We start from the raw sequence: 23428 nt of genomic DNA, 5'->3' as shown, positions 1-23428 counted from the left end.
TTATGCTTGATGGAATTATGTTAGGTTTGTCGACCGTACTCGACTGGAACAACTTGCTATATGTGATTGTAGGCTGCTTTGTTGGCACGTTCATTGGTATGCTACCTGGTCTTGGTCCAATTACTGCAATTGCGTTGATGATCCCGATCACTTACAGCATCGGTGCTGATTCGGGCATGATTTTAATGGCCGGTGTTTACTACGGGGCTATATTCGGTGGCTCTACTTCTTCTATTTTGATTAATGCGCCGGGTGTAGCGGGGACAGTAGCGTCATCGTTTGATGGTTACCCACTAGCAAAACAAGGTAAGGCTGGTAAAGCCCTTGCGATTGCAGCTTATTCATCCTTTATAGGTGGGACGATTGGCGCCATTTTATTGATGGTGGCTGCGCCATTATTAGCGAAAGTGTCATTAAGTTTTCAGTCGCCTGATTATGTTGTACTGATGTTTTTAGGCTTAACGGCTATCGCTGCGTTCTCTAATAAAGGGCAATTTTTAAAAGCCATGATGATGACGGTATTTGGTTTAATGCTGGCAACGGTAGGTATTGATCCCTCTTCAGGTACCGAGCGCTTTACTTTTGGCCAAGCTGATTTATTAGATGGTATTAGTTTTTTATTAGTAGCAATGGCAACGTTTGCGTTGGCTGAGGCACTGATTAATGTGGCACGCCCTGAAGCTGAACCAGATAAAAAAATTGATGATCCTGATACGCCAAAAATTGGTTCAACAAAGCTAACCAAAGAAGAAGTAAAAGACATGGCTCCTGTGGTTGGCCGCTCATCTTTACTTGGCTTTATAGTCGGTGTTTTACCGGGCGCAGGGGCAACCATTGCCAGCTTTATGGCCTATGCTACTGAGCGTAACCTTGCTCCAAAAGCACTGAAAGATAAATTTGGTAAGGGTTCAATGCGTGGCTTAGCGGCACCTGAGTCGGCTAATAATGCAGCCTGTACGGGCTCATTTGTACCATTACTGACTTTAGGTATTCCAGGCTCTGGTACAACAGCGATCATGCTAGGGGCATTAATTGCTTACGGTATTCAGCCGGGCCCTATGTTAATGCAAGAAAACCCAAGCGTGTTTTGGGCAGTTATTGTCAGTATGTACTTTGGCAACATTGTACTGCTGATTTTGAATCTGCCGTTGATCCCATATTTCGCTAAAGTGTTGGCAATGCCTAAATCTGTGCTGACCGTGATGATTTTATTCTTCAGCTTAATTGGTGTGTATTTAGTGTCATTTAACACCTTTGATTTATTTATGATGGTGGGCTTTGCGCTGGTGGCCTTGGTGCTTCGATTGTTAGCTTTCCCGATGGCACCTTTATTACTTGGCTTTATCCTCGGTGATATGATTGAGCGAAACTTCCGCCGTGCCATGATGATTTCAGATGGCTCGCTGAGCTTTTTATGGGACCGCCCATTAACACTGAGTATTTTTGTGATTTCGATCTTAGTGTTGTTGTTCCCACTGAAAGACTATATTGTCCAACGTCGTAAAGAAAAAGCAGCTACGCAAGCAGAGCAACATGCGTAGAACAAGGCACTGATATGAGATACACCAATAAGCTAAACCCATTTCAGCATATGGTTAAAAAACCTAAGCGCTTAGAAACGCGACTCATTATTTGGGTTACCGGTCTATGTGTTTTGCAAGCTGTGTTGTTTGGCGCTTTGGTGTATCAGATCACTGCAGAAAGCTTACATAACCACATGGGTGATAAAGCGCTTGCGCTCGCAACCAGTATTGCCTCACGGGATGATGTGCAAAGCGCATTGCAAACCAAGCAAGGGCTTGATGAGTTAAATACGCAAATAGAGCATATTCGTGAACTCACCGCTGCCAGCTTTATCGTGATTGGTGATAGAAATACTCGCCGCATTGTTCACCCCGACTCTGATAAGCTCGGTAAGCCGATGGTGGGTGGTGATAGTAAAGCGGCGCTACGTGGTGAGCGGTATGTGTCGATTGCAAAAGGGAGTTTGGGCGAGTCTATTCGTGGCAAAGTCCCCGTGCTTTCAGAGCAGGGCGAAGTTATCGGCTTGGTATCGGTTGGCTTTTTAGTGCAATCAATTGAACCGCTTATTCGTGCTCGTAGTGCTGAAATTATGCTTTGGGGTTTGTTGTTAGTCGGTTTAAGTATTTTGGCCGCGGTATATATTGGTCAACGGGTTCGTAATGCTATTTTTGGTTTACAGCCTGATGAAATAGCACGATTGTTCTCTGAGCAAGATGCTATTTTGAATACCGTTCGTAGCGGCATTATTGCCCTCGATCCTGAAGGTAATGTACGTAACTTAAACCAACGTGCCTGCGAAATCCTCGGTAAACCGACTAGCTGTATTCATCAGCCACTTAAGCTTGCAGATTTGCTTCCTGAACATAGCGAGTTTTTGATGCATAACCAACAGCGTCCGATTGTAGGTTTTGAATTGTTTGCCGCCGATAAACGCATTGTGTTGTCGCGATATGCATTGCAAGTGCAAGGTCAGGCTGATGGTATTTTGTTGAGTATGCGCCCTGCGGATGAGCTTGAATATTTATCGCAGCAATTAACTAAAGTGCAAGCCTTTGCTGAGTTATTGCGGGTGCAAACGCATGATTACTCGAACAAGCTAAACTTAATTGGTGCGTTAATTCAAATGGGGCAAACGGATCAGGCAATTGAGTTAATTGGTCAAGAAAGTAAAGGCTCGCAAGCGCAGATCCATCATTTACTCGAAAGGATCCAAGATCCGGTACTAGCAGGTTTATTGGTTGGTAAATACCACAAAGCCCGTGAATTAAACGTGATACTTGAGCTTAATCCAGATAGCTTATTAGGATCGATCACCCGTAAAGATATGCTTGAACGGGTTGTCTCGATACTTGGCAATTTGATTGATAACGCAATTGAAGCTGCTATTCGAGCTAGCGATACACGTACCCCTAAGGTTCGTGTTACGGTTGATGAAACCAGTAAAACACTATTGTTTGATGTTGAAGACAGCGGTTTTGGTTTAGGCGATGACAAGGATGTGATATTTACACCACAATACAGTTCTAAGTCAGGGGCTGAGCATGGTATCGGCCTTTATTTGGTCAAAACCAACTTAGATTCGTGTCGTGGTAGTTTAGAAATAGGTGAGTCTGATCTGATGGGGGCACGTTTAAGTGTCTACATTCCAAAATAATAAAAAATGATCAGCCTATAAATAAAAGGTAAAGAACATGACTTACTCAGTTGTCATTGTTGAAGACGAAGTTGAAGTAGCCCAATTATTGGCGCAATACTTATTACTTCCTCATGGCGTTGCTGGCCAACAAGGGGCACGGCAAACTCTACGTCAGGGGCAATATCAGGTTGTTGGTATTGCAGGCAATCTTGCCACCGCGAAAGCGTTATTATCGGCGATTAATGCCGATTTAATTTTGCTCGATATTCATTTACCCGATGGCAACGGTCTTGATTTACTTAATGAATTACGCCGCGAAGAAATGAAAAGCGAAGTAATGCTATTAACCGCAGCAAAAGAAGTAGAAACACTGGAAAAAGCCATGCAACTTGGCGCCTGTGACTTCTTAGTAAAACCATTAATGCTAAATCGTTTAGATCAAGCACTGGCGCGATTCGAAGCAAGGCAACAATGTTTGTCAGATGCCGATGAAGTAACCCAATCTATGGTCGATACTTTATTTGGATCGCAAGAACAGTTAAAAACCCCTGTCAGGCTGCCAAAAGGGGTGGATCAGCTTACTTTGCAAAAGATCTTAAAAGCGTTTAAAGCTAATATTGGCACGGCTTTTACTGCTCAGCAAATGGGTGATTTAGTCGGCGTAAGCCGCTCAACAGCCCGTCGTTACCTCGAATACTTGCTTGAAGCTGAGCAAGTCAGTGCTGATCAGAGCTACGGAAGTATCGGGCGACCCGAGCGTTGTTATAAAATGACAAGTAGCTAATCGCATCATTTAATTGCCAAATCAGCGCTAAATTAGCGATTTTAGTAGCATAAACTCACTATTCGGCACGTTAAAAAGTGCCGCTTATCCTGAGCATAGAAAAATTTTATAAAATTGATTGCATTTTAAGCGACTTCGATGGTGATGTTCGCTTTAAGTAATGCTATACTCCCGCCGAATAATTTTTCGACTTTATTAAGAGTAAAATAATGGCAGATTTATCGAAGTACAGAAATATTGGTATTTTCGCCCACGTTGACGCGGGTAAAACTACCACCACTGAGCGTATCCTTAAGCTTACGGGTAAAATTCATAAGACTGGTGAGGTACACGACGGTGAGTCTACTACTGACTTCATGGAACAAGAAGCTGAGCGCGGTATTACAATCCAATCAGCAGCTGTAACTTGTGAGTGGAAAGGCCACCGCTTAAACGTTATCGATACTCCGGGACACGTTGACTTCACAGTAGAAGTATACCGTTCACTTAAAGTACTAGACGGTGGTATCGGTGTATTCTGTGGTTCTGGTGGTGTTGAGCCGCAGTCAGAAACTAACTGGCGTTATGCGAACGAATCAGAAGTTGCACGTGTAATCTTCGTAAACAAATTAGACCGTATGGGTGCTGATTTCTACCGCGTTGTAGGTCAAGTTGAGAAAGTACTAGGTGCTAACCCACTAGTTATGACTTTACCAATCGGTATCGAAGACCAATTCACTGGTGTTGTAGACGTACTTGAGAAAAAAGCATACGTTTGGGACGAGACTGGTCTTCCTGAAAACTACGAAGTACAAGACGTTCCAGCTGACATGGTAGACAAAGTTGACGAATACCATGAGATGCTTGTTGAGTCTGCTGTTGAGCAAGACGAAGACCTAATGATGGCTTACATGGAAGGTGAAGAGCCTTCTTTAGAAGACATCAAACGTTGTATCCGTAAAGGTACTCGTGATCTTGCGTTCTTCCCAACATACTGTGGTTCTGCATTCAAAAACAAAGGTATGCAGTTAGTATTAGACGCGGTTGTAGATTACCTACCTTCGCCTACAGAAGTTGACCCACAACCTCTAACTGATCCTGAAACAGGTGAGCCTACTGGTGAAGTAGCAACTGTTTCTGCAGATGAGCCACTTAAAGCGTTAGCGTTCAAAATCATGGACGACCGTTTCGGTGCACTTACGTTCATCCGTATCTACGCTGGCCGCATGAAGAAAGGTGACACAATCCTTAACTCAGCAACTGGTAAAACAGAGCGTATCGGCCGTATGGTTGAGATGCAAGCTGACGAGCGTAACGAACTTACTGAAGCACAAGCGGGTGACATCATCGCTGTTGTTGGTATGAAGAACGTTCAAACTGGTCACACTCTTTGTGATCCTAAGCATGAATGTACACTTGAAGCGATGATCTTCCCTGATCCAGTTATCTCAATCGCTGTTGCTCCTAAAGACAAAGGCGGTAACGAGAAGATGGGTATCGCGATCGGTAAGATGGTTGCAGAAGATCCTTCATTCCAAGTTGAAACTGACGAAGATTCAGGCGAAACCATCCTTAAAGGTATGGGTGAGCTTCACTTAGATATCAAAGTAGATATCCTTAAGCGTACTTACGGCGTAGACCTAGTTGTTGGTCAACCTCAGGTTGCTTACCGTGAAACTATCACGAAAGAAATCGAAGATAGCTACACGCATAAGAAACAATCTGGTGGTTCTGGTCAATTCGGTAAGATCGATTACCGCATCAAGCCAGGCGAGCAAAACTCAGGCTTCACGTTCTCTTCATCAGTTGTTGGTGGTAACGTACCTAAAGAATTCTGGCCTGCAGTTGAGAAAGGCTTCGCATCAATGATGCAAGAAGGTGTTCTAGCTGGCTTCCCAGTATTAGACGTTGAAGTTGAACTTTTCGACGGTGCTTTCCACGCAGTTGACTCATCAGCAATCGCGTTCGAAATCGCTGCTAAAGGCGCTTTCCGTCAGTCTATCCCTAAAGCGGGTGCACAACTTCTTGAGCCAATCATGAAAGTTGACGTATTCACTCCGGAAGACAACGTAGGTGACGTAATCGGTGACCTTAACCGTCGTCGTGGTATGATTAAAGACCAAGAAGCTGGCGCAATGGGCGTTCGCATCAAGGGTGATGTACCACTTTCTGAAATGTTCGGTTACATCGGCCACTTACGTACTATCACTTCTGGTCGTGGTCAGTTCTCTATGGAGTTCTCACACTACGCACCATGTCCTGCAAACGTTGCTGAAACAGTAATCGCTGCAGAAAAAGAGAAAAAAGCTGCTAAGTAATTAGCCTTTTAACTTCTTTTAAAAAAACCCGCACTTGTTGCGGGTTTTTTATTGCCTAAAATAGACCGCTTATTAAACGAATTTGTGTGATACCAACCCGCAATAATACTTAATCATTTTGAGGTTTTATTGCCTCAAAATAGACAACTTAATTAAGCGGATTGGTATGAGTGGTATAAATTATAATATTTTAATTTAAATCTATGATAGGTAAAAAGTAGCGGTTTTATAATGAGTTGCGGTCTGGTTTCTTTTTTCTAGTACAAAAGTATTTTTTTGTACCTTGTGTCCCTTTTTTAGACTCTGTAAAATAGCAATCGAATGATTCTTTAATCATTTTGTATTAAACGTCAGCTTATTATCATTAAAATTTTAAGATTCAGCCTCATGAAAACGATAAAGTTAAGTCCTAATTGGACTCTACAGGGAACCAAGATAGCGTTTGCTATTCTTGTTTTATTAAGCGTTACTTTTCTTGGAACATCGCTACTTTTGTTTCTTTTACCTATTTTGCTCTTTATAACTATTTTAAATTTCTTACAACTGCGCTTTTTACACTGTTATAAAGCGGGAATTTGTTATTCGCGTGGAATTAAAAAGCGTTATATTAACACTGAAGATATTGCTGCAGTTGAGTTCTCTCAGCTCGCATTTCTAACTATTTTTAAAGTAGATTTAGTAAATGGAAAAAGCTGCCAATTCTTTAATTGGCAAGTTAGCGATGAGCAAAAAATTGAGATTGAAAGACTCTATAAGGCAAAAGCCAACTCTAGAGTTGAATCAGTTTTAGAGTGTGAAATATAAAAAAGGCCGCGATAAGCGGCCTTTTTACTTAATGCGGTGTCGCTTATTTTTTCATGCGACGACGAAGTGCAAATGGTAAAGCAAGTAGACTTAACCAAGCAAATGAACCAGAATCATCATTTTTTGACTCTTCTTCAGTTTCATCTTCTTCAACTTCTTCGGTTACATCATCTGCCACATCATTGGTAATGTTGATGTATAGCAGTTGTGCTTCTGATAAGTTGCCTGCGCTATCTTCTGCACGGATCATTAATGTAAGCTTGTCTTCTTCTTCAAAATCGAGCTCTTTGGCTACTGTGATTTCACCTGTAGCACTGATTGCAATCGCGTCAGCATGCTCACCTTCAATGCTAAAGCTAACGACAGGTGTATAATCAGCGTCACCATCAGAGAAAACAAGTTGACCAATCACAGCGCCTACCTCACTGTTTTCAACGATTTCGAATGATTGCTGAACTTCGATTACTGGCGCTTGTTGTTCTGGAACAGGCTCTGCAGATTGGATATCAACAATCACTGGGTCGTGATCAGATGCACGGTATGCATCGTCAGCGTAAAGGCTAGCTTGTTGTGTCGATGATTTATACTCAAGGTTGTAGTCTAGGCTGATTGGCTCATCGGCATTGATATGCCAATCCGTAGCAGCAACAACTTTAGCAAGCATAGATTCAGAGACTAGTGCGTGGTCAAGGCTACCAATGCGGCCAGAGAAGCTATAAGAGTAACCTAATGTGTCGCCGTCTAGTTCAGTAACTGCACTTTTCAGACCTTTATCTGCAAATGCACGGATAGGATCTTCCATCGCATAAGCGTTCATATCACCGACTAGGATGATATCTTCATCTTCAACTTCTGTTGGGTAAGTGGCTAACCAATCAGCATATGCATTTGCACCCGCAACACGGATTTCATTCCAACATGCTTGACCATCGCCTAAGTCAGCATTATTACCTTCAGCGCTACCACAGCCGCCTTTAGATTTTAGGTGGGCAACGGCAACAGTGAAGATTTCTTCACTTTCAAGAGATTGGAAGCTTTGTGCAATTGGCGGGCGATTGCTGTAATCGAAAGGTTCTACTGTGGTATGAGCAGCCTTACCAACTTCAGATACTTTATTTGAGCGATAAATAAGTGCTGTCGTGATTGCATCAGTACCAATTTGGTCAACGCCGAAATCAACGAATGCGTAGGTATTTTCTGCATCTTCATCATTAAGTGCAGATACTAGGCTAGCAATGGCGCTATTTTCACCGAAACCGTCATTTTCGATTTCCATTAAGCCAATCACATCAGCATTTATAGCCGTGATTGCGCTAACTAATTTAGCTTCTTGGCGAGTAAACTCTTCTTCGCTATCTGCACCACGGCTAGTTGGGAAGCCTGCACCTTGGCCGTCGCCATTAAAGTAGTTTAATACGTTAAAGCTTGCTACACGTAGATCTGCATCTTCGTTAAGCTCTGGTGCATCTGTACGAGGGTTAGTTGCAGTGAACTCAGGTTGTACTGTTGGGTGAATACGATAACGGTCGAAGCTGTAACCCATTACACCGGTAATCGTATTAACAGTATCGCCTAAACGTAATGTGTTATAGGCATCAAGGCCCGTACCTGGGTAAGCAATAGGATCAAGGTTTTGCTTTGTTGAACCATCGTCGATTAAGATTTGTTTTTTCAGGTTTTCAGCTTCAACAGCATTTGCTGCATCGCCTGGAAGCGCTACTTGAGTTCCTTGGTATAAACGCTCAGTACCTAAGTCAACTTCACCATAGCGACCAAGGCCGTAGTTGTTATTAACGACTAAAGGTTGCGCGATGGTTACTAACATACCTTCGTAAGCTTCAAGGTCTGCCACGTCAGTAACTGGTAAAGTGATAGCGGTTGCATCAGTAGATAAACCTGTCGCACAGATCTCAACTTGGCTAACATCGCCTAGTTGTGTTGCGCTGAAGTATTCAGCAACGCTACCTTTAACACGCACATGGTCACCAACTGCAACGTCGGTATCTGCGAAATAAACAAATACACCTTCAGAAGTTAGTGGGTTTGTATCAACATCAGCAGCAAGTGAGCTAATGAAGAAACCTTTTAGTTGATCATCACCTTGGAAGTCAGCTGTAACAACACCTTCAACTTCTACTTCAGTGTTAATAAGCGGGCTGTCGCCGCCTTCACCTTGAATTGCGCTGATTAAGGTTTTTGCTGCACCACACTCAAGGGGAGTGACAGGTTCTGGCTCAGGCGTTGGCTCTGTGCTCTCACCATATTGACCAATATTGCTGAAATCGTCTTGGTCGAATTGCTCCCACTCATCGCTTGGGTTGAACGCAGAGGTTGCATCAGTACGGCCTGTAGTAACAGTTGCTTTACGGCGCAGTGTTTTATTTTGTGTTGAAACGCCGCCTTCATCCCATGCTGAACCTGGATCAACGCCCAGTTGACCAAAGCTATCAACAATTGCACCATCTTTAGTTAGCACTAATGCGTCATCACCGTTGAAGTAAGTGATTGTTGATTCAGTATCTGCATTGGCTTTTAACTCATCAGCAGAGCCCGCATTTACAATAACGTAGGTTGCATTTGCTGCAAGAGTACCTGTTAAAGCTAAGCTGTTATTAGGGTCTGCTAGATCGCCGTTACCATTTGAGTATAAAGAGATGGTGTAACCGTCAAGCGATAGTTCAGCACTCGATGTGTTGTATAGCTCTACCGCTTTATTGTTAGAGCTTCCTTCAACATATTCAGAGATGATTAGGTTGGCAGAAGCAGGCGCGCTCAGGCTTGCAATAACAAGCGCGAGCGGCGTTAATTTTGTATTTATCATTATTTTTCCCGTGTATGTATTATTAAAGTCCCAATATGGGACACAGTACTTTAAGAAAAATCTATGACAAATTAAATACAAAATGTTAATAAAATAGAAATAATGACCTATTTTAAGAACATTTTTTTAAGTTAGTTGTTTTTTAACCATTTTGCAGCTTGTTTTGCAAAATAAGTCAGGATGCCATCGGCGCCAGCGCGCTTAAATGCTAATAATGACTCCATGATTATTGCATCTTCTGCAAGCCAACCGTTATCAATGGCTGCTTTATGCATAGCATATTCACCGCTTACTTGGTATGCAAATGTTGGTACACCAAACTCATCTTTTACGCGGCGTACTACATCTAAATATGGCATACCTGGTTTCACCATTACCATGTCTGCACCTTCTTGCAGATCAAGGGCTACTTCACGAATCGCTTCATCAGAGTTGGCAGGGTCCATTTGATAGGTCTTTTTATCGGCACCTTTTAAGTTGCCTGCAGAACCTACCGCATCACGGAATGGGCCATAGTAGCTTGAAGCGTATTTAGCTGAGTAAGCCATGATACGAGTGTGGATATGGCCTTCGGCTTCGAGAGCTTCACGAATTGCACCAATACGTCCATCCATCATGTCTGATGGCGCAACTACATCAGCCCCAGCTTCGGCATGCGATAGCGCTTGTTTAACTAAGATTTCAGTTGTTACATCGTTAATCACATAACCGTCTTCATCGATGATGCCGTCTTGACCATGAACAGTGAATGGGTCAAGTGCAACATCTGTGATCACACCTAATGTAGGAAAAGCTTCTTTCAGTGCGCGTACAGTGCGTTGTGCTAATGCATCTGGGTTATAGGCTTCTTCAGCAAGAAGGGATTTTTTATCGCTCGGTGTTACCGGGAAAATAGCGACGGCAGGTACACCTAGCTCTACAAGCTCTTTTGCTTCCTCAAGCAACAAATCAATAGAAAGACGATCTATACCTGGCATTGACTCAATGGCTTCGCGGCGGTTCTTACCTTCTAGCACAAATACGGGAAAAATAAGGTCATTTACAGTTAGTTGGTTTTCAGCCATTAGGCGACGAGAGAAGTCATCACGACGCATGCGGCGCATACGTGTATAAGGGAAAAGGTCGAGTCCTGATTGGGCCATGCTTTGTATACTCCTAGTCTGGTAGAGGATAACTCACTACGCGATTTCGACCTGTTTGCTTGGCATGATATAAGGCTTTGTCGGCATAGTCAGTGAAAAAACTTGGGTTATTAATGTCTTCAGCAATTGCGCTGTAAACACCTGCACTCAAAGTAAATTTAATCGTTGTTCCGGCAACTATTATATCAGTATTTTGGGCTGCTTTGCGTATTTGTTCGGCAATTTCTAATGCACCTTCTAGTGGTGTATTCGGTAATAACACTACAAATTCTTCGCCGCCATAGCGCGCCACTTCATCGAGAGGTCGTTTAAGATGCTGTTTGATGACATCTGCAGCTGCTTGAATGGTTTGATCACCGGTTAAATGACCATAGCTATCATTGATTGCTTTGAAGTGGTCAATATCTAACATGATGATAGCTAGAGGTGTTTGCTCTCGACGTGAGCGACGAATATCCATCAATAGCTTTTTATCAAAGTAGCGGCGGTTTTTGGTTTTAGTGAGGGCATCTTCCATATTGAGCTGTTCAAGCTCTCGGTTTTTCTCTTCAAGTTCGCGTAATGTCACTTGTAACTCAAAGGTACGCTCTTCAATATTAGCTTCAAGATCTTGGCGTGCTTGCTCTTGCAGTTCAAGGCGCTCACGCATTAAGGTATCTTGTGCTTTACTCTCTGCTAGTGCATTTTGTTGCGCTGCGACTTCAGCGTCGCGTTGCATCAAAAACAATTTTATTACCGCATAACTCAAGCTCAAGCTACAAACTAAAAAGCAAACGAAGGTGAGCGAAAGCATTCCGATATTTAAATCAAATGGATTAAATACACCGAGTGCACTGTAAACAATGGCACAGAAGAAAGCGAACAAAGCAACAAAAAAGCCAATGCACGGCTGCTTATATTCATGATTAAACTGCTTTAGAGCAATACCTGCAAAAATGATAAGCACCGCAGGTAAACTCAATAAGCAGAGTGTGATAGCAATATGAATAGGCAAAAACCACATTGTTATAGTGGCAAGCACAACTGCCCATGCTAGCCAATACTGAAAACGGTTTAAGCGAGATTTGGTAAAGCCGAATATATAGCCTTGCAATGGTACAAATAACGCACCACAGATAAAAAATAGAGTTGGGATTGTCAGTTGTTGAAACGATGAGCCACTAGGTTGTAAATAACGATAACCAAAGCCATAAAGGTAAGCCAAAGAAAGCCACAGCAAGGTAAGTAATAATCCTGTATAGGCGAAATAGCGGCGTCTAGAAAAGCCATAAAGCACTAAATTAGTGAGTGCGAGTGATAATATAAAACCGACTAATAAACCGTACAATAAATTAAATTTACTTTTATGCTTTAGGTATTCTGAGGGTTTCCAAAGGCTTAGAGGTACTCTTAAACCCCCATTGTTTTTAACTTTAAGATAAACAACGGAGTGGCTGGCTTTTGGAATGGTTAATGAGACTAACAGAGACTCATTTTTGATTTGCCGATTAGATAATGGGACTGCATCCCCAATCTTTGTGTTAAATAATAATTGGCTACCTTGAAGATGAAACACGCTCACTTCATCGAGTAAAGGGTTATCTATCGATAATATCAGTGGAATAACATCTAATGAGGTGTTTCTTATCGATAGCTTGAGCCACATTGGTTTTAGAGTCATACCTAGATTTAGGGTTTCGCCTTGGCTTGAATGCCAAGTTACATTGTTACTGCTAAAGGCTTGCTGTTGAGTGATAGGATCAAGGGTGTACTCAACATTAAGCGTATGTTGAGATTTGAATTGTGAACTAACAACAATGGAGTTAGCCTGCAAGTAAGGAGTAAATAAAACAACGAAGATTACGCCACAAAGTGACCATAGGCGCTTCATCTTAACCCTTTATGGAAAATAATTGCTGAAAGTTTAGTGTAGTTTGTTTTGCCACTTCAGTAAATTCTGAGCCTTTTAAATCAGCAATTTGCTGACATACATAAGGAAGGTTCTGAGGCTCATTACGGCGAGTTTTAGGTCTAGGCCTAATATTTCTCGGCATTAAAAAGGGCGCATCAGTCTCAATTAACAAGCGATTTAAAGGGATAGTTGGTACTAAGGCTTGTAGTTGTTCACCACGGCGTTCATCGCAGACCCAGCCCGTAACACCGATATAAAGCCCCATTGCTAGGTAACTTTGGAGTGCGTTTTCGTCACCCGTGAAGCAGTGTAGTACGCCTCGTACCTTGTAATCACTCAAGATTGCGAGCATATCTTCGCTGGCATCTCGCTCATGCAAATACACAGGCATATTTAGTTGCTCAGCAAGCTGTAACTGGCGTCTAAAAACGCTGCGCTGAACATCGCGAGGAGAAAAGTCACGATTGTAATCGAGGCCACACTCGCCAATTGCAACCACTTCAGGGTGTTGGCTGAGAGTTGTTAAGTGTGCTTCAAGCTGATCATCTGCAGTTTTTGCATCATGAGGGTGGACCCCAGCTGTGCAAAATTGCTTAAACTGTTTGGCGAGTTTAAGAGAGGCTTGGCTACTTTGCAGATCGCAGCCAATAAGAAGCATCTGTGTTACATTTGCCTCTGCGGCACGTTGTAACACAGCTTGATGAATATCATCAAATTGATGATTGCTTAAATTGACGCCAGCATCAACTAGCGAATAGTTCATTAGTCAGTACGCTTAACACGAATTGAACGGTTTTGCCCTTCGATTCTTAACAAGAATGAATTGAAAACGCCTCGTTCAATTATGACTTTGTCGCTGACCTCTAGCTTCATTCTATCTGAGCCTACTTGGCGCCACTGTTGACCGTTTTCTAGTTCTATAATCAGCTCCCCGTAAGGCGCTTTTCTAACGCTCTTAACCACTGCGGTTATTTCGTCATCATTTTTTTTTGCAACTTCTTTGTGCTCTAAACCAAAGTCTTCATTTTTTGTTTTTAGAGCTTGTTCACTTGTTGCGGCTGCCGCGGCAACAGGAGCTGCTGAGCTAGTTACAGGTTGCTCAATTTGTTTTTTTGTAGCCGGTTTTGAAAGTGATTTACCTGCCATTACGTTGTCGTAACAAAGTAAGCGGTTAAAATCATTTTCAACAAAAGTACAGGCTTGCAATGCTTGTAAGTTAACTTCGTCTGCCTGTGCAGTACCAGCAATAGTTAAAAGAGCAACGAAGGGAATGAGTTGTTTTTTCATTTTATTCCTCGGATTCCTGTTGAGGTTTGGCGGTATAGAATGCAGCCAAAATTAAACCTAATTCAAATAATAACAGCATGGGTAATGCTAGCAATGTTTGTGACAGTACATCAGGAGGTGTTAAGAACATGGCAACCACGAATACACCTACCACGATATAAGGTCGTTTTTCTTTTAAACTTTTCGTTGTTGTTGCGCCACTCCAGCATAACAGCATGATGGCAACAGGTATTTCAAACGCAATACCAAAAGCAAAAAACAGTTTTAAAGCAAAACTTAAATAACTACTAATATCAGGTGCTAATGTCATCATATCAGGGCCAGTATTAGTAAAAAACCCTAAAATAATAGGTAGCACCACAAAGTAGCAAAATGCGATACCACTATAAAATAGCAAGATACTTGAGGCCAAAATTGGCATTAGCATGCGCTTTTCATGTTGATACAAACCTGGTGCTATAAAGCTCCAAACTTGATGCAGTATCATGGGAATAGCAGCAAATAACGCCACAAATAAGGTGAGTTTAAACGGTGCAAAAAAAGGTGCTGTTACATCCGTTGCGATCATGGTGGCAGTGCTTGGCAAGTTTGCAATCAGTGGAGCTGCAACAAAGCTATAAATATCGTTGGCAAAGTACACCAAGGCGATAAATATTAGCAAAATGCTTAACAAAGCTTTCATGAGTCGGTTTCGTAACTCAATCAAGTGGCCAACAAAGCCTGTGTGAGCTTGCTCGGTCATAATTTACTATTCATCATCATTGTTATTGACCACAAAAGCAGAGATTAAATTCACTTTTTTTCGTCATTATTGTTAGTTTCTGCTTTTTCTGGTGTGTCTTTTTTATAACTGTGGGTAACTGACTGAGCAGCCTTTTGAAGTTCGTTTACAGAATCTTGCAGATCTGGTGTGAGCTCTTGCAAATTTTGCTGTTCTGCTTTTTTTAAGTTCTCGTGAAGCTCATGGATACGGAGTTCTTCGTTCACTTCAGCTTTCACTGAATTGGCGACTGACTTTAATGTTTTTACCCAGCGGCTAACTGTACGAATTGCCACAGGCAAGCGCTCAGGGCCTAACACAATCAGACCTACGATAAGTACGACAACAAGTTCCCACATCCCCATGTTGATTAAGCCTTATGGTCGTCTTTGCTTTTCTCTACGGTTTCTTTGCTTTGCGTGTTAGAAGCTTGCTCTATTTGCTCGCTTTTGGAATTAGTTTGGTCATCATCAGACACGGCTTTTTTAAAGCCTTTTACTGCGCTACCTAAATCACCGCCAATGCCACGAAGTTTCTTTGTGCCAAATAACAACACGATGATTGCTAAAATAATGATTAATTGCCAAATACTGATACCACCAAAACCCATGGGTTACTCCGTTTTTATCAAATTTATTGAATAGACTTGCCTTGATTATACCCACCAAAACATAAATAGCACTTAGTTTATGCGCTTCGCCATGCTGCAATAAAGCCTGCTATAGCAAAGCCTGCGGTAATTACACTGGCGACTAAGTCATGCTGTAAATAACATAAGCCTGAAACTATTAAACAGCTACCAGCAAAGATACTAAGTAACAAAGGCTTAGCAGATTGCGGCGCTGGCAATTGTACAGGTTGTTGTTGACGTTTTAAGTTTTGATAAATTAAATCAGGTAATTCAGGCATTTTTTCTGCCCAAAATGGCAAGTTCGCATACATTTTTTTCATTACTGCAAGCGGACCAACTTGTTCTTTGACCCAATCTTCTAGAAAAGGTTTAGCGGTTTTCCATAAATCAAGCTGCGGATACAGTTGTCTGCCAAGGCCTTCAACATACAACAGCGTCTTTTGTAGTAACACTAATTGCGGTTGAACTTGCATATTAAAGCGACGAGCCGTATTAAACAGGTTAACTAGCACGTGGCCAAAAGAGATTTCGGCCAGTGGTTTGTTGAAAATTGGTTCACACACAGTACGAATGGCAAATTCAAACTCTTCAATGCTGGTATCGGCGGGTACCCAGCCAGAATCAACATGCAGTTGCGCTACTTGACGGTAATCACGGTTGAAAAAGGCAATAAAGTTCTCTGCTAAATAGCGTTTATCTTCACGATTAAGGGTGCCCACAATGCCGCAATCAATGCCGATATATTTTGGGTTATGAGGGTTTTCACGTGAAACGAAGATATTACCCGGATGCATATCAGCGTGGAAGAAACTGTCGCGGAATACTTGTGTGAAAAATACTTCGACTCCACGCTCAGCTAGTAGCTGCATATTGGTATTTTGTGCCAGTAATGCGTCGGTATCAGATACTGGAATACCGTAAATGCGCTCCATTACTAATACGTTATTGCGGCTGTAGTCACTGTAAACAAAGGGGATGTAGAGCGAATCTGAGTCTTCGAAGTTACGGCGTAGCTGAATCGCATTCGCCCCTTCACGCATTAAGTCGAGCTCATCGAGTAAAGTTTTTTTGTACTCGTTTACTACTTCAATAGGGCGTAAACGTTTTGCTTCTTTTAATAACTTAGCAACCAAGCGAGCGACTTTTTGCATTAGCATTAAGTCAGCATCAATTTGCTCTTTAATGTTAGGGCGAATGACTTTAATCACCACATCTTGTGGCGCGCCATGCTCATCAATTAAAGTTGCCGTGTGAACTTGTGCAATCGAGGCTGATGCCAAAGGTGTTTGCGAAAAATCACTAAATAATTTACTAATATCATTAATACCGAGCGCCTTTTCGATCAGTTGCTGGGCAAGCTCACCTTCAAAAGGTTCAACCTGATCTTGTAGCAGTGCAAGCTCTAATGCGACATCATGCGGCAGTAAATCACGGCGTGTAGAAAGCATTTGACCAAACTTGATCCACACCGGGCCGAGCTCTTGCAATGCAAGTCTTAAGCGCATACCTGCAGGTTTATCTTTATGTTGGTTACGTAACCAAAATAAGCTGCCACGGGCGAGTTTGGCAAACCAAGGCACTCGTTTACGCGGAATTAATTCGTCTAAGCCATAGCTCAGTAGAGTTTTAGTAATGTAATAAAGACGAGCAGACGACACACAAGTTCCTTAGCGCATTAGCGTGACTGTAACAGCGCGTTAATTCGCATCTCTAATTGAGATACTTGGCTTTTTAATTGGCGATTTTGCTGTTTAAATTCAGCAAGTTCAAGAGGGTGTATGGTCACTGCTAACTCATCTTGGCAAAGCGTTGTTAAGGTATTTTCTAACTTGCTTTTCGTTTGTGAATTACGACGTTTTAAAGCTTGAATAGAGAGCCACAACTGTTGTGCTGGGGCATCGCCAATGTATCGAGAAAAATGTTCTGGCCAATCAATATCAAGCTCAGCAAACGCATTGCTAAAGCCTTGCGCAAGATTTAAATCGCCTTGTAAGTCGAGCTTGTCTTGGCGAATGAGTTGCGTGAGCATTGATGGATCTTTAAGCGCCAATAAGGTGTTGATATCGGCGCTGATCATGCAGTCAAAACTGCGTTCTTGCGTACTGTATAAGTGAATTTGCTCGTCGCTGTAAACGCACAAAATTGACTGTTGCCAATCACGTATCTCAATCAACAGCTGTTTATCAGCAATTGCTGCAAGCTTACCCTTTAACTGAGGGTCTAACTGCAGCAGTTGATTAATGATTCGTTCGACGAGTGATAACAGAGCGTTTGCTAACATCGCGTTACCTACTTAATTTACAGAGTTTTTAGTATTTAAAACCACGGTGAAGGGCAACAATACCGCCAGTAAGGTTTTGATAACTGGTTTGTTCAAAACCCGCATCTTCCATCATGCCTTTTAATGTTTCTTGATCTGGATGCATACGGATAGACTCAGCAAGGTATTGATAAGACTCGCTGTCATTCGCAACCAGCTCACCCATCTTAGGTAAGATATTAAATGAGTAGAAATCGTAGGCTTTGCTCAGTATTTCTTGCTCTGGTTTTGAGAACTCAAGCACAAGTAAACGACCGCCAGGCTTAAGAATACGATACATTGAGCGTAGAGCTTTATCTTTATCGGTCACGTTACGAAGACCAAAGGCAATCGTAATTAAGTCGAAGCTGTTATCAGGAAATGGCAATGCTTCTGCATTCATTTGAACATATTCGATATTGCCAACACGACCAAGATTACGAAGTTTCTCACGGCCAACTTTCAGCATTGAAGAGTTAATATCGCCTAAGATTACCTGACCGGTTTCACCCACTAGCTGACTAAATTTAGCGGTTAAATCGCCTGTACCGCCTGCAAGGTCTAATACATAGTGACCTTTGCGAACACCAGAACTTGCAATAGTTTGGCGTTTCCATAAACGATGAATACCGAACGACATCAGATCATTCATTACGTCATACTTTGCAGCGACTGAGTGGAATACATCTGCAACCATTGATGCTTTGTCGTTTTCAGCAACGGTTTTATAGCCAAAATGCGTGGTCTTTTCTTGATTCTCGTTCATGATTAATCTCTATCGTGGCAATAAAGACTAGTGTACTTGATTGTAGCTGTGGGGTGCAATTTGATTATAACTAAATCATCAGATTAGCATTGCTTTTCATGATTTAGCACAGGTTTAAACTTTACTGGCCGGCAATAAAACTACTTTGCCCAAGCGACTTGGCTTTCGCAGCTGCTAAAGAGGCTTTACGGGCTAAGCTGTTAAAGTCGCCATCGTCTTCATGTTTAGCGATACCTAGGGCTAAGGTAATAGCGGGGAGTTTGGTGCCATTTTTTGAGCTGACAAAGCGCAGCTTTTCGACACCATTTCGTACTTTTTCGGCTATTAAGTTGGCAGTTTCAGGCTCTATGTCGGCAAGTAAGATGGTAAATTCATCTTTACTTGTGCGCCCAGGTAAACCGCTTTCTTGTACGTATTTTTGCACCTGCTTGGCGACTTTATTTAAAATCACCTCACCAATCACATCACCATAGTTTTCAATAAAATGGTTTAAGTTTTCAATGTGAATAGAGATAGCACAAACCGCTTTATTTTGGCCGACCCAAAGTTGAGTTTGTTGATTTAAGTAATGGCGCTTGTATAAGCCGGTTTGTTGGTCGGTGATGTGTTGTTTGCGTAATTGAGTGAGCTGTTTTTGGGTTTTTTCTTGCAGTGATTTGGCTTTTGCTATTTCTTGCTTAAATTGACGATGCTGATTGAGCAGGACTTCAGATTGCTTACTGAGCATTTTTAATGCATGACGCGTTTGCTCAATATTGTTTTCATCAATTGAATGAACACATTCCGTGACTTGATCAGCAAAGCGCACAATATTTTGCTCGTTATTGTTAGCATTTCGCGAAAGGGTGTTTATTACTGAGTCAACGTTGCGAACAATGGCGGTTTTCATTTTATGCCCTTGCTCTATAAAATCGAAATAAAGCTGTTCTACATAGACACAATCGATGGTTTTTCTTTGTGCGATGGCACGGTCAATAGCGGCGTTAAGTTTAGGGTTAGACTGGCTGACGTAGGTGTAAACAACTTGGTAGTTAAGTGGTGACGGCGGTAATGCATGATGTTCTAAAAAGATACATACCTTTGTCATTTTTTCTTGAGCAATAGCCATGGGATCATGGAACATCATTTTTCAATACCACTAAATACGCATATCAACCAATTAATCATCTCTTCCGTAAGGTATAGCTGCTTCCAAGCATAAATACTGAGTCTACAGTAATCTGTAATCAGCCTATTTAAAAGCAAAATCGCTTACTTTGGAACTTAAATTTGTTTCGTTTGTGTCTATTAGCTGATTTTCTCAACAACTTTAACAAGTGTAATTAAAAATTGCTTAAACCTTGCTCATTCTTATTTATACACCGTTGTTAATTTGAGCGTATTTAACCTGAGCTTGGTCGCATTTGTTTGGGTTTTAGCCAGTGCTGCGCTACTTTAGCGATACTGATTAAAACTAAAAAGAATGCTATGAAACAAACACTGTCGCGAACTTTAAATCGTTCTGTTATTGCGGTTGCTTTAGCGTGTACTTTAAGCGCTTGCCAAGTAACAAATATTGATGCTGATCAGCAATTTACTCAAGTAGCCGAAAATATTGTTAATTACCGCCAAAGCATCAGCCCGTATGGTAAAGATAATGGCGTTGATGGTTATTTATTAGAAAATCTATCGGCTGAATTTTTAGAACAAAAATACCAAAAGAATACAGAGTTACTTGCCGAGCTAGACGCTATCGACCGTGATAAGTTATCGGAAGAAAATCGCATTAACCTGACTATTTTACGCGGCCAAGTGCAAAATAGTGTCGATGAATATGTGTTTAATGCGCACTATATGCCGCTGACATCTGAATATGGGTTCCATTCTAGCTTGTCATTTATGATCTCCAGCTCAGATTACACAAAACCACAAGATTACCAGCTATATCTTGCTAAATTACAGCAAATTCCTCGCTATTTTTCGCAAAATATCGGCTGGATGCGAAAGGGGCTTGAAGTGGGCCTAACCCAGCCAAAGGCTGTTTTAGAAGGTTATCAAGACTCAATCACGGCTTATATTGTTGATGATGCTACTAAGTCTGAATTCTACAAACCATTTTTAAATAATACGGCAGGCCTAAGTGATAGCGAGTTTGCAGCGCTACAAAAGCAAGCGCAAACCATTATCACAGAACAAGTTATTCCGGCATATCAAGGTTACTTAACCTTCTTTAACAATGAATATCAACCGGGTGCACGTACAGATATTGGTATTTCAAGTACGCCGAATGGCAAAGCGTTTTACGAAAATCGCGCTAAGTACTACACCACCACAGATATGACGCCAAAAGAAATCCATGAGCTGGGTTTACAAGAAGTCGCGCGTATTCGCGCAGAAATGGAAAAAATTATCGAGAAAGTAGGCTTTGAAGGCTCGTTTGCTGATTTTGTGCACTTTTTACGTACTGATCCGCAATTTTACGCAAAAACACCAAAAGATTTGCTAAAAGAAGCGTCTTACATTGCCAAGAAAATGGATGCGCAGTTACCTAAGTTATTCCACACCTTGCCAAGAATGCCGTACGGTGTTGCGCCAGTGCCAGAGAGCATTGCACCTAAATATACAACGGGTCGTTACTCAGGCTCTCGCCGTGATGACCAAGCAGGTTATTACTGGGTTAATACCTATGCGTTAGATAAGCGCCCGTTGTATGTACTTGAAGCATTAACTTTACACGAAGCTGTACCTGGCCATCATTTACAAATCTCGCTAAATACTGAACTTGAGTCATTACCAAGTTATCGCCGTAATGCATATTTGTCTGCATTTGGTGAAGGTTGGGGCTTATATTCGGAGTTTTTAGGTATCGAAGCGGGCTTTTATCAAGACCCATACAGTGATTTTGGTCGTTTGACTTATGAAATGTGGCGTGCTGCACGTTTAGTGGTTGATACCGGTATGCATATGTATGGCTGGAGCCGTGATCGTGCAATGAAGTTTATGAGCGAAAACACCGCGCTTTCATTACACAACGTGAAGACTGAAACTGACCGTTATATCTCATGGCCTGCACAAGCGTTGTCATACAAAATTGGTGAGTTAACGATTAAACGTCTACGCCACGAAGCAGAGCAAGCGCTTGGCCGAGACTTTGATATTCGCGAATTCCACCATCAAATATTACGTCATGGCTCAGTGCCAATGTCAGTGCTTGAAGAGCAAATTCAACTTTACATTAAAGCTGAATTAGCAAAACGAGCAGCATAGTGGCATAAAAGAAGCGAAAAGGCGTGATTTACATCACGCCTTTTTTAATTAATAAAATGCGAATTCTCCTAGCGCCTTTGTTATTTATCTTTGGGTAATATTATTTTAATCAAATTTGTTAGGAGTAGATTAAATGGACATTATTCCAAAAGCTCGCCTTTTACTTTTAAGTGTATTGGTTGTATTTACTTTTCAAAATTCAGTTTTTGCAAAAGAGGAACCTACACCCAAAGAGGTTGTTACAGTATTGCTTAATGCAATGAAAAATAATAATGAGGAACAAATTCGGGCTGTTTTTGCCGACAATGCAAGCCAAGAATATGAACGTTGGTATAAGCGTAAGAATAGTGGTGATAGATTTAAAAGCTGGCTTGAATCAGACATTATCAATGTTCATGGCCAAGTAATTGAACCTGTATTAAAAATGACGGGTAATCAAGTCGTTGTCACTGGTACTTATAAAAACAATGATGGTTACTCCAGCCCAGCAAATTTTTTATTAGTGGTAGAGCAGGGTAAGATTGTTAGCTGGACAATGCGGTACGATTAACTAGTAATATTAGTTGAAACTTGAGTTGTGTAATGTGCTAACGGCTTCTTTCATTTTATCAATAAACACCTTAATTTTTTGTGGTGTGTAAGGTTGCTTTTTATACACTGCATGTGATGAGTAACTTTTTAACTGGTAGTCCGTTAGCAGAGGAATGAGCTGTTTTTCTTGGATAGCCTCTGAGAAAAACCAAAGCGGCCCAAGGTGAATACCTACGCCATTAATTACTAAGTCTTTCACCGCAGACACACTATTAACTGTGAAGTTACTGTGCATTTTAACATGTGGAAAACGAGTGAAATTAAGGTATTCAATATCGCTTTTTGCTTGTTTTTGAGAATAAAAAATAAAATTGTGTCGTTCAAGATCCATAGGATTCAATGGTATACCAAATTTCTCTAAATACTGCTGACTCGCAACCAGAACTCTGGGGATTTCTCCAAGTTTTCTGGCAATAAGCTGCGAGTTGGCTAACTCACCAATTCTCACCGCAACGTCAATTTTATTGCTAAATAAGTTCTCAAAATCACTACCAAGGAATAATTCAAAATTTAAGTCAGGGTATTGCTTTTGCATTGCCCTACATACTGGGACGACAAACTGTGAACCAAAGTCGACTGGGGCTCCTATTCTTAAAGTGCCGCTTACTTTATGAATACTGTTCGAGATTTCTTCGTCTAATGCTTGTTGAGCATCAAGGATATCTTTTAGTCGTTCAAAATAAGTTTGTCCTTGTTCTGTAGGAGTAGTACGAACCGTTGAACGATTAAGTAATTTTACCCCTAAGCGCTTCTCTAGTGCAGCAACTTTACGGCTGATAGAGGAAGGTTCGATCCCTAATTGTGCCGCAGCATTTTTGAGGCTGCCAGCTTCTACAACTCGAATAAACAGTGACTTAGCATCGTGCATTTAGTTAATTGCATTTTTGACAATCAGTAATTGCATATTCACCTAATTCCCGCACTTTATTCAATTGGATAAAGTAATGAA

20 protein-coding genes are annotated in these 23428 nt (G+C 41.6%); 7 read left to right on the top strand and 13 right to left on the bottom strand.

Annotated features, from left to right (window positions below; translation table 11 throughout):
• The first annotated feature begins 2 nt into the window (after window positions 1–2).
• From NO991_RS14545 to NO991_RS14525, 5 genes are all read left to right on the top strand, one after another.
• A complete protein-coding gene (locus tag NO991_RS14545) occupies window positions 3–1541 on the top strand; it encodes a tripartite tricarboxylate transporter permease (protein ID WP_054552331.1) in 1539 nt (512 codons plus the stop codon).
• A gap of 14 nt (window positions 1542–1555) precedes the next feature.
• The gene (locus NO991_RS14540) at window positions 1556–3178 is read left to right on the top strand and encodes a sensor histidine kinase (protein ID WP_054552332.1); all 1623 of its coding nucleotides are present in this window, start codon (window positions 1556–1558) and stop codon (window positions 3176–3178) included.
• A gap of 37 nt (window positions 3179–3215) precedes the next feature.
• Window positions 3216–3944: a response regulator gene (locus NO991_RS14535; RefSeq protein WP_166341214.1), complete on the top strand. Its 729-nt coding sequence runs from the start codon at window positions 3216–3218 to the stop codon at window positions 3942–3944.
• Window positions 3945–4153: 209 nt separating this feature from the next.
• Window positions 4154–6241 carry an elongation factor G gene (gene fusA, locus NO991_RS14530; RefSeq protein ID WP_062566304.1) on the top strand — a complete coding sequence of 696 codons (2088 nt, stop codon included), beginning with the start codon at window positions 4154–4156 and terminating at the stop codon, window positions 6239–6241.
• 387 nt (window positions 6242–6628) lie between these two features.
• Window positions 6629–7045: a hypothetical protein gene (locus NO991_RS14525; protein WP_138618514.1), complete on the top strand. Its 417-nt coding sequence runs from the start codon at window positions 6629–6631 to the stop codon at window positions 7043–7045.
• A 43-nt stretch (window positions 7046–7088) separates the two neighbouring features.
• Here the strand turns inward: NO991_RS14525 and NO991_RS14520 are convergent, their stop codons facing one another.
• The 12 genes from NO991_RS14520 to NO991_RS14465 form a co-directional block, all read right to left on the bottom strand.
• A complete protein-coding gene (locus tag NO991_RS14520) occupies window positions 7089–9866 on the bottom strand; it encodes an ExeM/NucH family extracellular endonuclease (protein ID WP_300360729.1) in 2778 nt (925 codons plus the stop codon).
• A gap of 131 nt (window positions 9867–9997) precedes the next feature.
• Window positions 9998–11008, bottom strand: coding sequence for a porphobilinogen synthase (gene hemB / locus NO991_RS14515; protein ID WP_054552337.1), 1011 nt, complete (start codon window positions 11006–11008; stop codon window positions 9998–10000).
• Window positions 11009–11021: 13 nt separating this feature from the next.
• The gene (locus NO991_RS14510; RefSeq protein ID WP_300544146.1) at window positions 11022–12878 is read right to left on the bottom strand and encodes a diguanylate cyclase; all 1857 of its coding nucleotides are present in this window, start codon (window positions 12876–12878) and stop codon (window positions 11022–11024) included.
• Window position 12879: 1 nt separating this feature from the next.
• Window positions 12880–13662, bottom strand: a complete 783-nt coding sequence (locus NO991_RS14505; protein ID WP_138599080.1) for a TatD family hydrolase — start codon at window positions 13660–13662, stop codon at window positions 12880–12882.
• Window positions 13662–14186 (bottom strand): hypothetical protein, encoded by a 525-nt coding sequence (locus tag NO991_RS14500; RefSeq protein WP_054552340.1) that lies wholly within the window; start codon window positions 14184–14186, stop codon window positions 13662–13664. Before NO991_RS14500 ends, NO991_RS14505 begins: the two co-directional genes overlap by 1 nt.
• A gap of 1 nt (window position 14187) precedes the next feature.
• Complete coding sequence (tatC, locus tag NO991_RS14495; protein ID WP_054552341.1) at window positions 14188–14928, bottom strand: twin-arginine translocase subunit TatC; 741 nt, start codon at window positions 14926–14928, stop codon at window positions 14188–14190.
• A 50-nt stretch (window positions 14929–14978) separates the two neighbouring features.
• Window positions 14979–15311 (bottom strand): Sec-independent protein translocase protein TatB, encoded by a 333-nt coding sequence (gene tatB / locus NO991_RS14490; protein WP_054552342.1) that lies wholly within the window; start codon window positions 15309–15311, stop codon window positions 14979–14981.
• A gap of 5 nt (window positions 15312–15316) precedes the next feature.
• Window positions 15317–15556 carry a Sec-independent protein translocase subunit TatA gene (gene tatA, locus NO991_RS14485; protein WP_054552343.1) on the bottom strand — a complete coding sequence of 80 codons (240 nt, stop codon included), beginning with the start codon at window positions 15554–15556 and terminating at the stop codon, window positions 15317–15319.
• Between the two features lie 77 nt (window positions 15557–15633).
• On the bottom strand, window positions 15634–17235 hold the full coding sequence (gene ubiB / locus NO991_RS14480; protein WP_187489537.1) for a ubiquinone biosynthesis regulatory protein kinase UbiB: 1602 nt from the start codon (window positions 17233–17235) through the stop codon (window positions 15634–15636).
• Between the two features lie 17 nt (window positions 17236–17252).
• Window positions 17253–17858, bottom strand: a complete 606-nt coding sequence (locus tag NO991_RS14475; protein ID WP_300420705.1) for an SCP2 domain-containing protein — start codon at window positions 17856–17858, stop codon at window positions 17253–17255.
• Between the two features lie 28 nt (window positions 17859–17886).
• Window positions 17887–18642, bottom strand: a complete 756-nt coding sequence (gene ubiE / locus NO991_RS14470) for a bifunctional demethylmenaquinone methyltransferase/2-methoxy-6-polyprenyl-1,4-benzoquinol methylase UbiE (protein WP_054552346.1) — start codon at window positions 18640–18642, stop codon at window positions 17887–17889.
• 121 nt (window positions 18643–18763) lie between these two features.
• Window positions 18764–19750 (bottom strand): GGDEF domain-containing protein, encoded by a 987-nt coding sequence (locus tag NO991_RS14465; RefSeq protein WP_138618532.1) that lies wholly within the window; start codon window positions 19748–19750, stop codon window positions 18764–18766.
• A gap of 359 nt (window positions 19751–20109) precedes the next feature.
• On the opposite strand from NO991_RS14465, the gene NO991_RS14460 reads away from it, so the two are divergent.
• Together NO991_RS14460 and NO991_RS14455 are read left to right on the top strand one after the other, a co-directional pair.
• Entirely contained in the window at window positions 20110–21888 is a 1779-nt protein-coding gene (locus NO991_RS14460) for a DUF885 family protein (RefSeq protein ID WP_300361945.1), read from the top strand.
• A gap of 133 nt (window positions 21889–22021) precedes the next feature.
• Entirely contained in the window at window positions 22022–22438 is a 417-nt protein-coding gene (locus NO991_RS14455; RefSeq protein WP_300361947.1) for a nuclear transport factor 2 family protein, read from the top strand.
• Window positions 22439–22447: 9 nt separating this feature from the next.
• Here the strand turns inward: NO991_RS14455 and NO991_RS14450 are convergent, their stop codons facing one another.
• Window positions 22448–23347, bottom strand: coding sequence for a LysR family transcriptional regulator (locus NO991_RS14450; protein ID WP_300361949.1), 900 nt, complete (start codon window positions 23345–23347; stop codon window positions 22448–22450).
• Between the last annotated feature and the right edge of the window lie 81 nt (window positions 23348–23428).

The organism is Pseudoalteromonas sp. DY56-GL22, assembly GCF_041414715.1.
Taxonomy (GTDB): Bacteria; Pseudomonadota; Gammaproteobacteria; order Enterobacterales; family Alteromonadaceae; genus Pseudoalteromonas; species Pseudoalteromonas simplex.
This window is presented reverse-complemented; position numbering and strand designations above follow the sequence as displayed.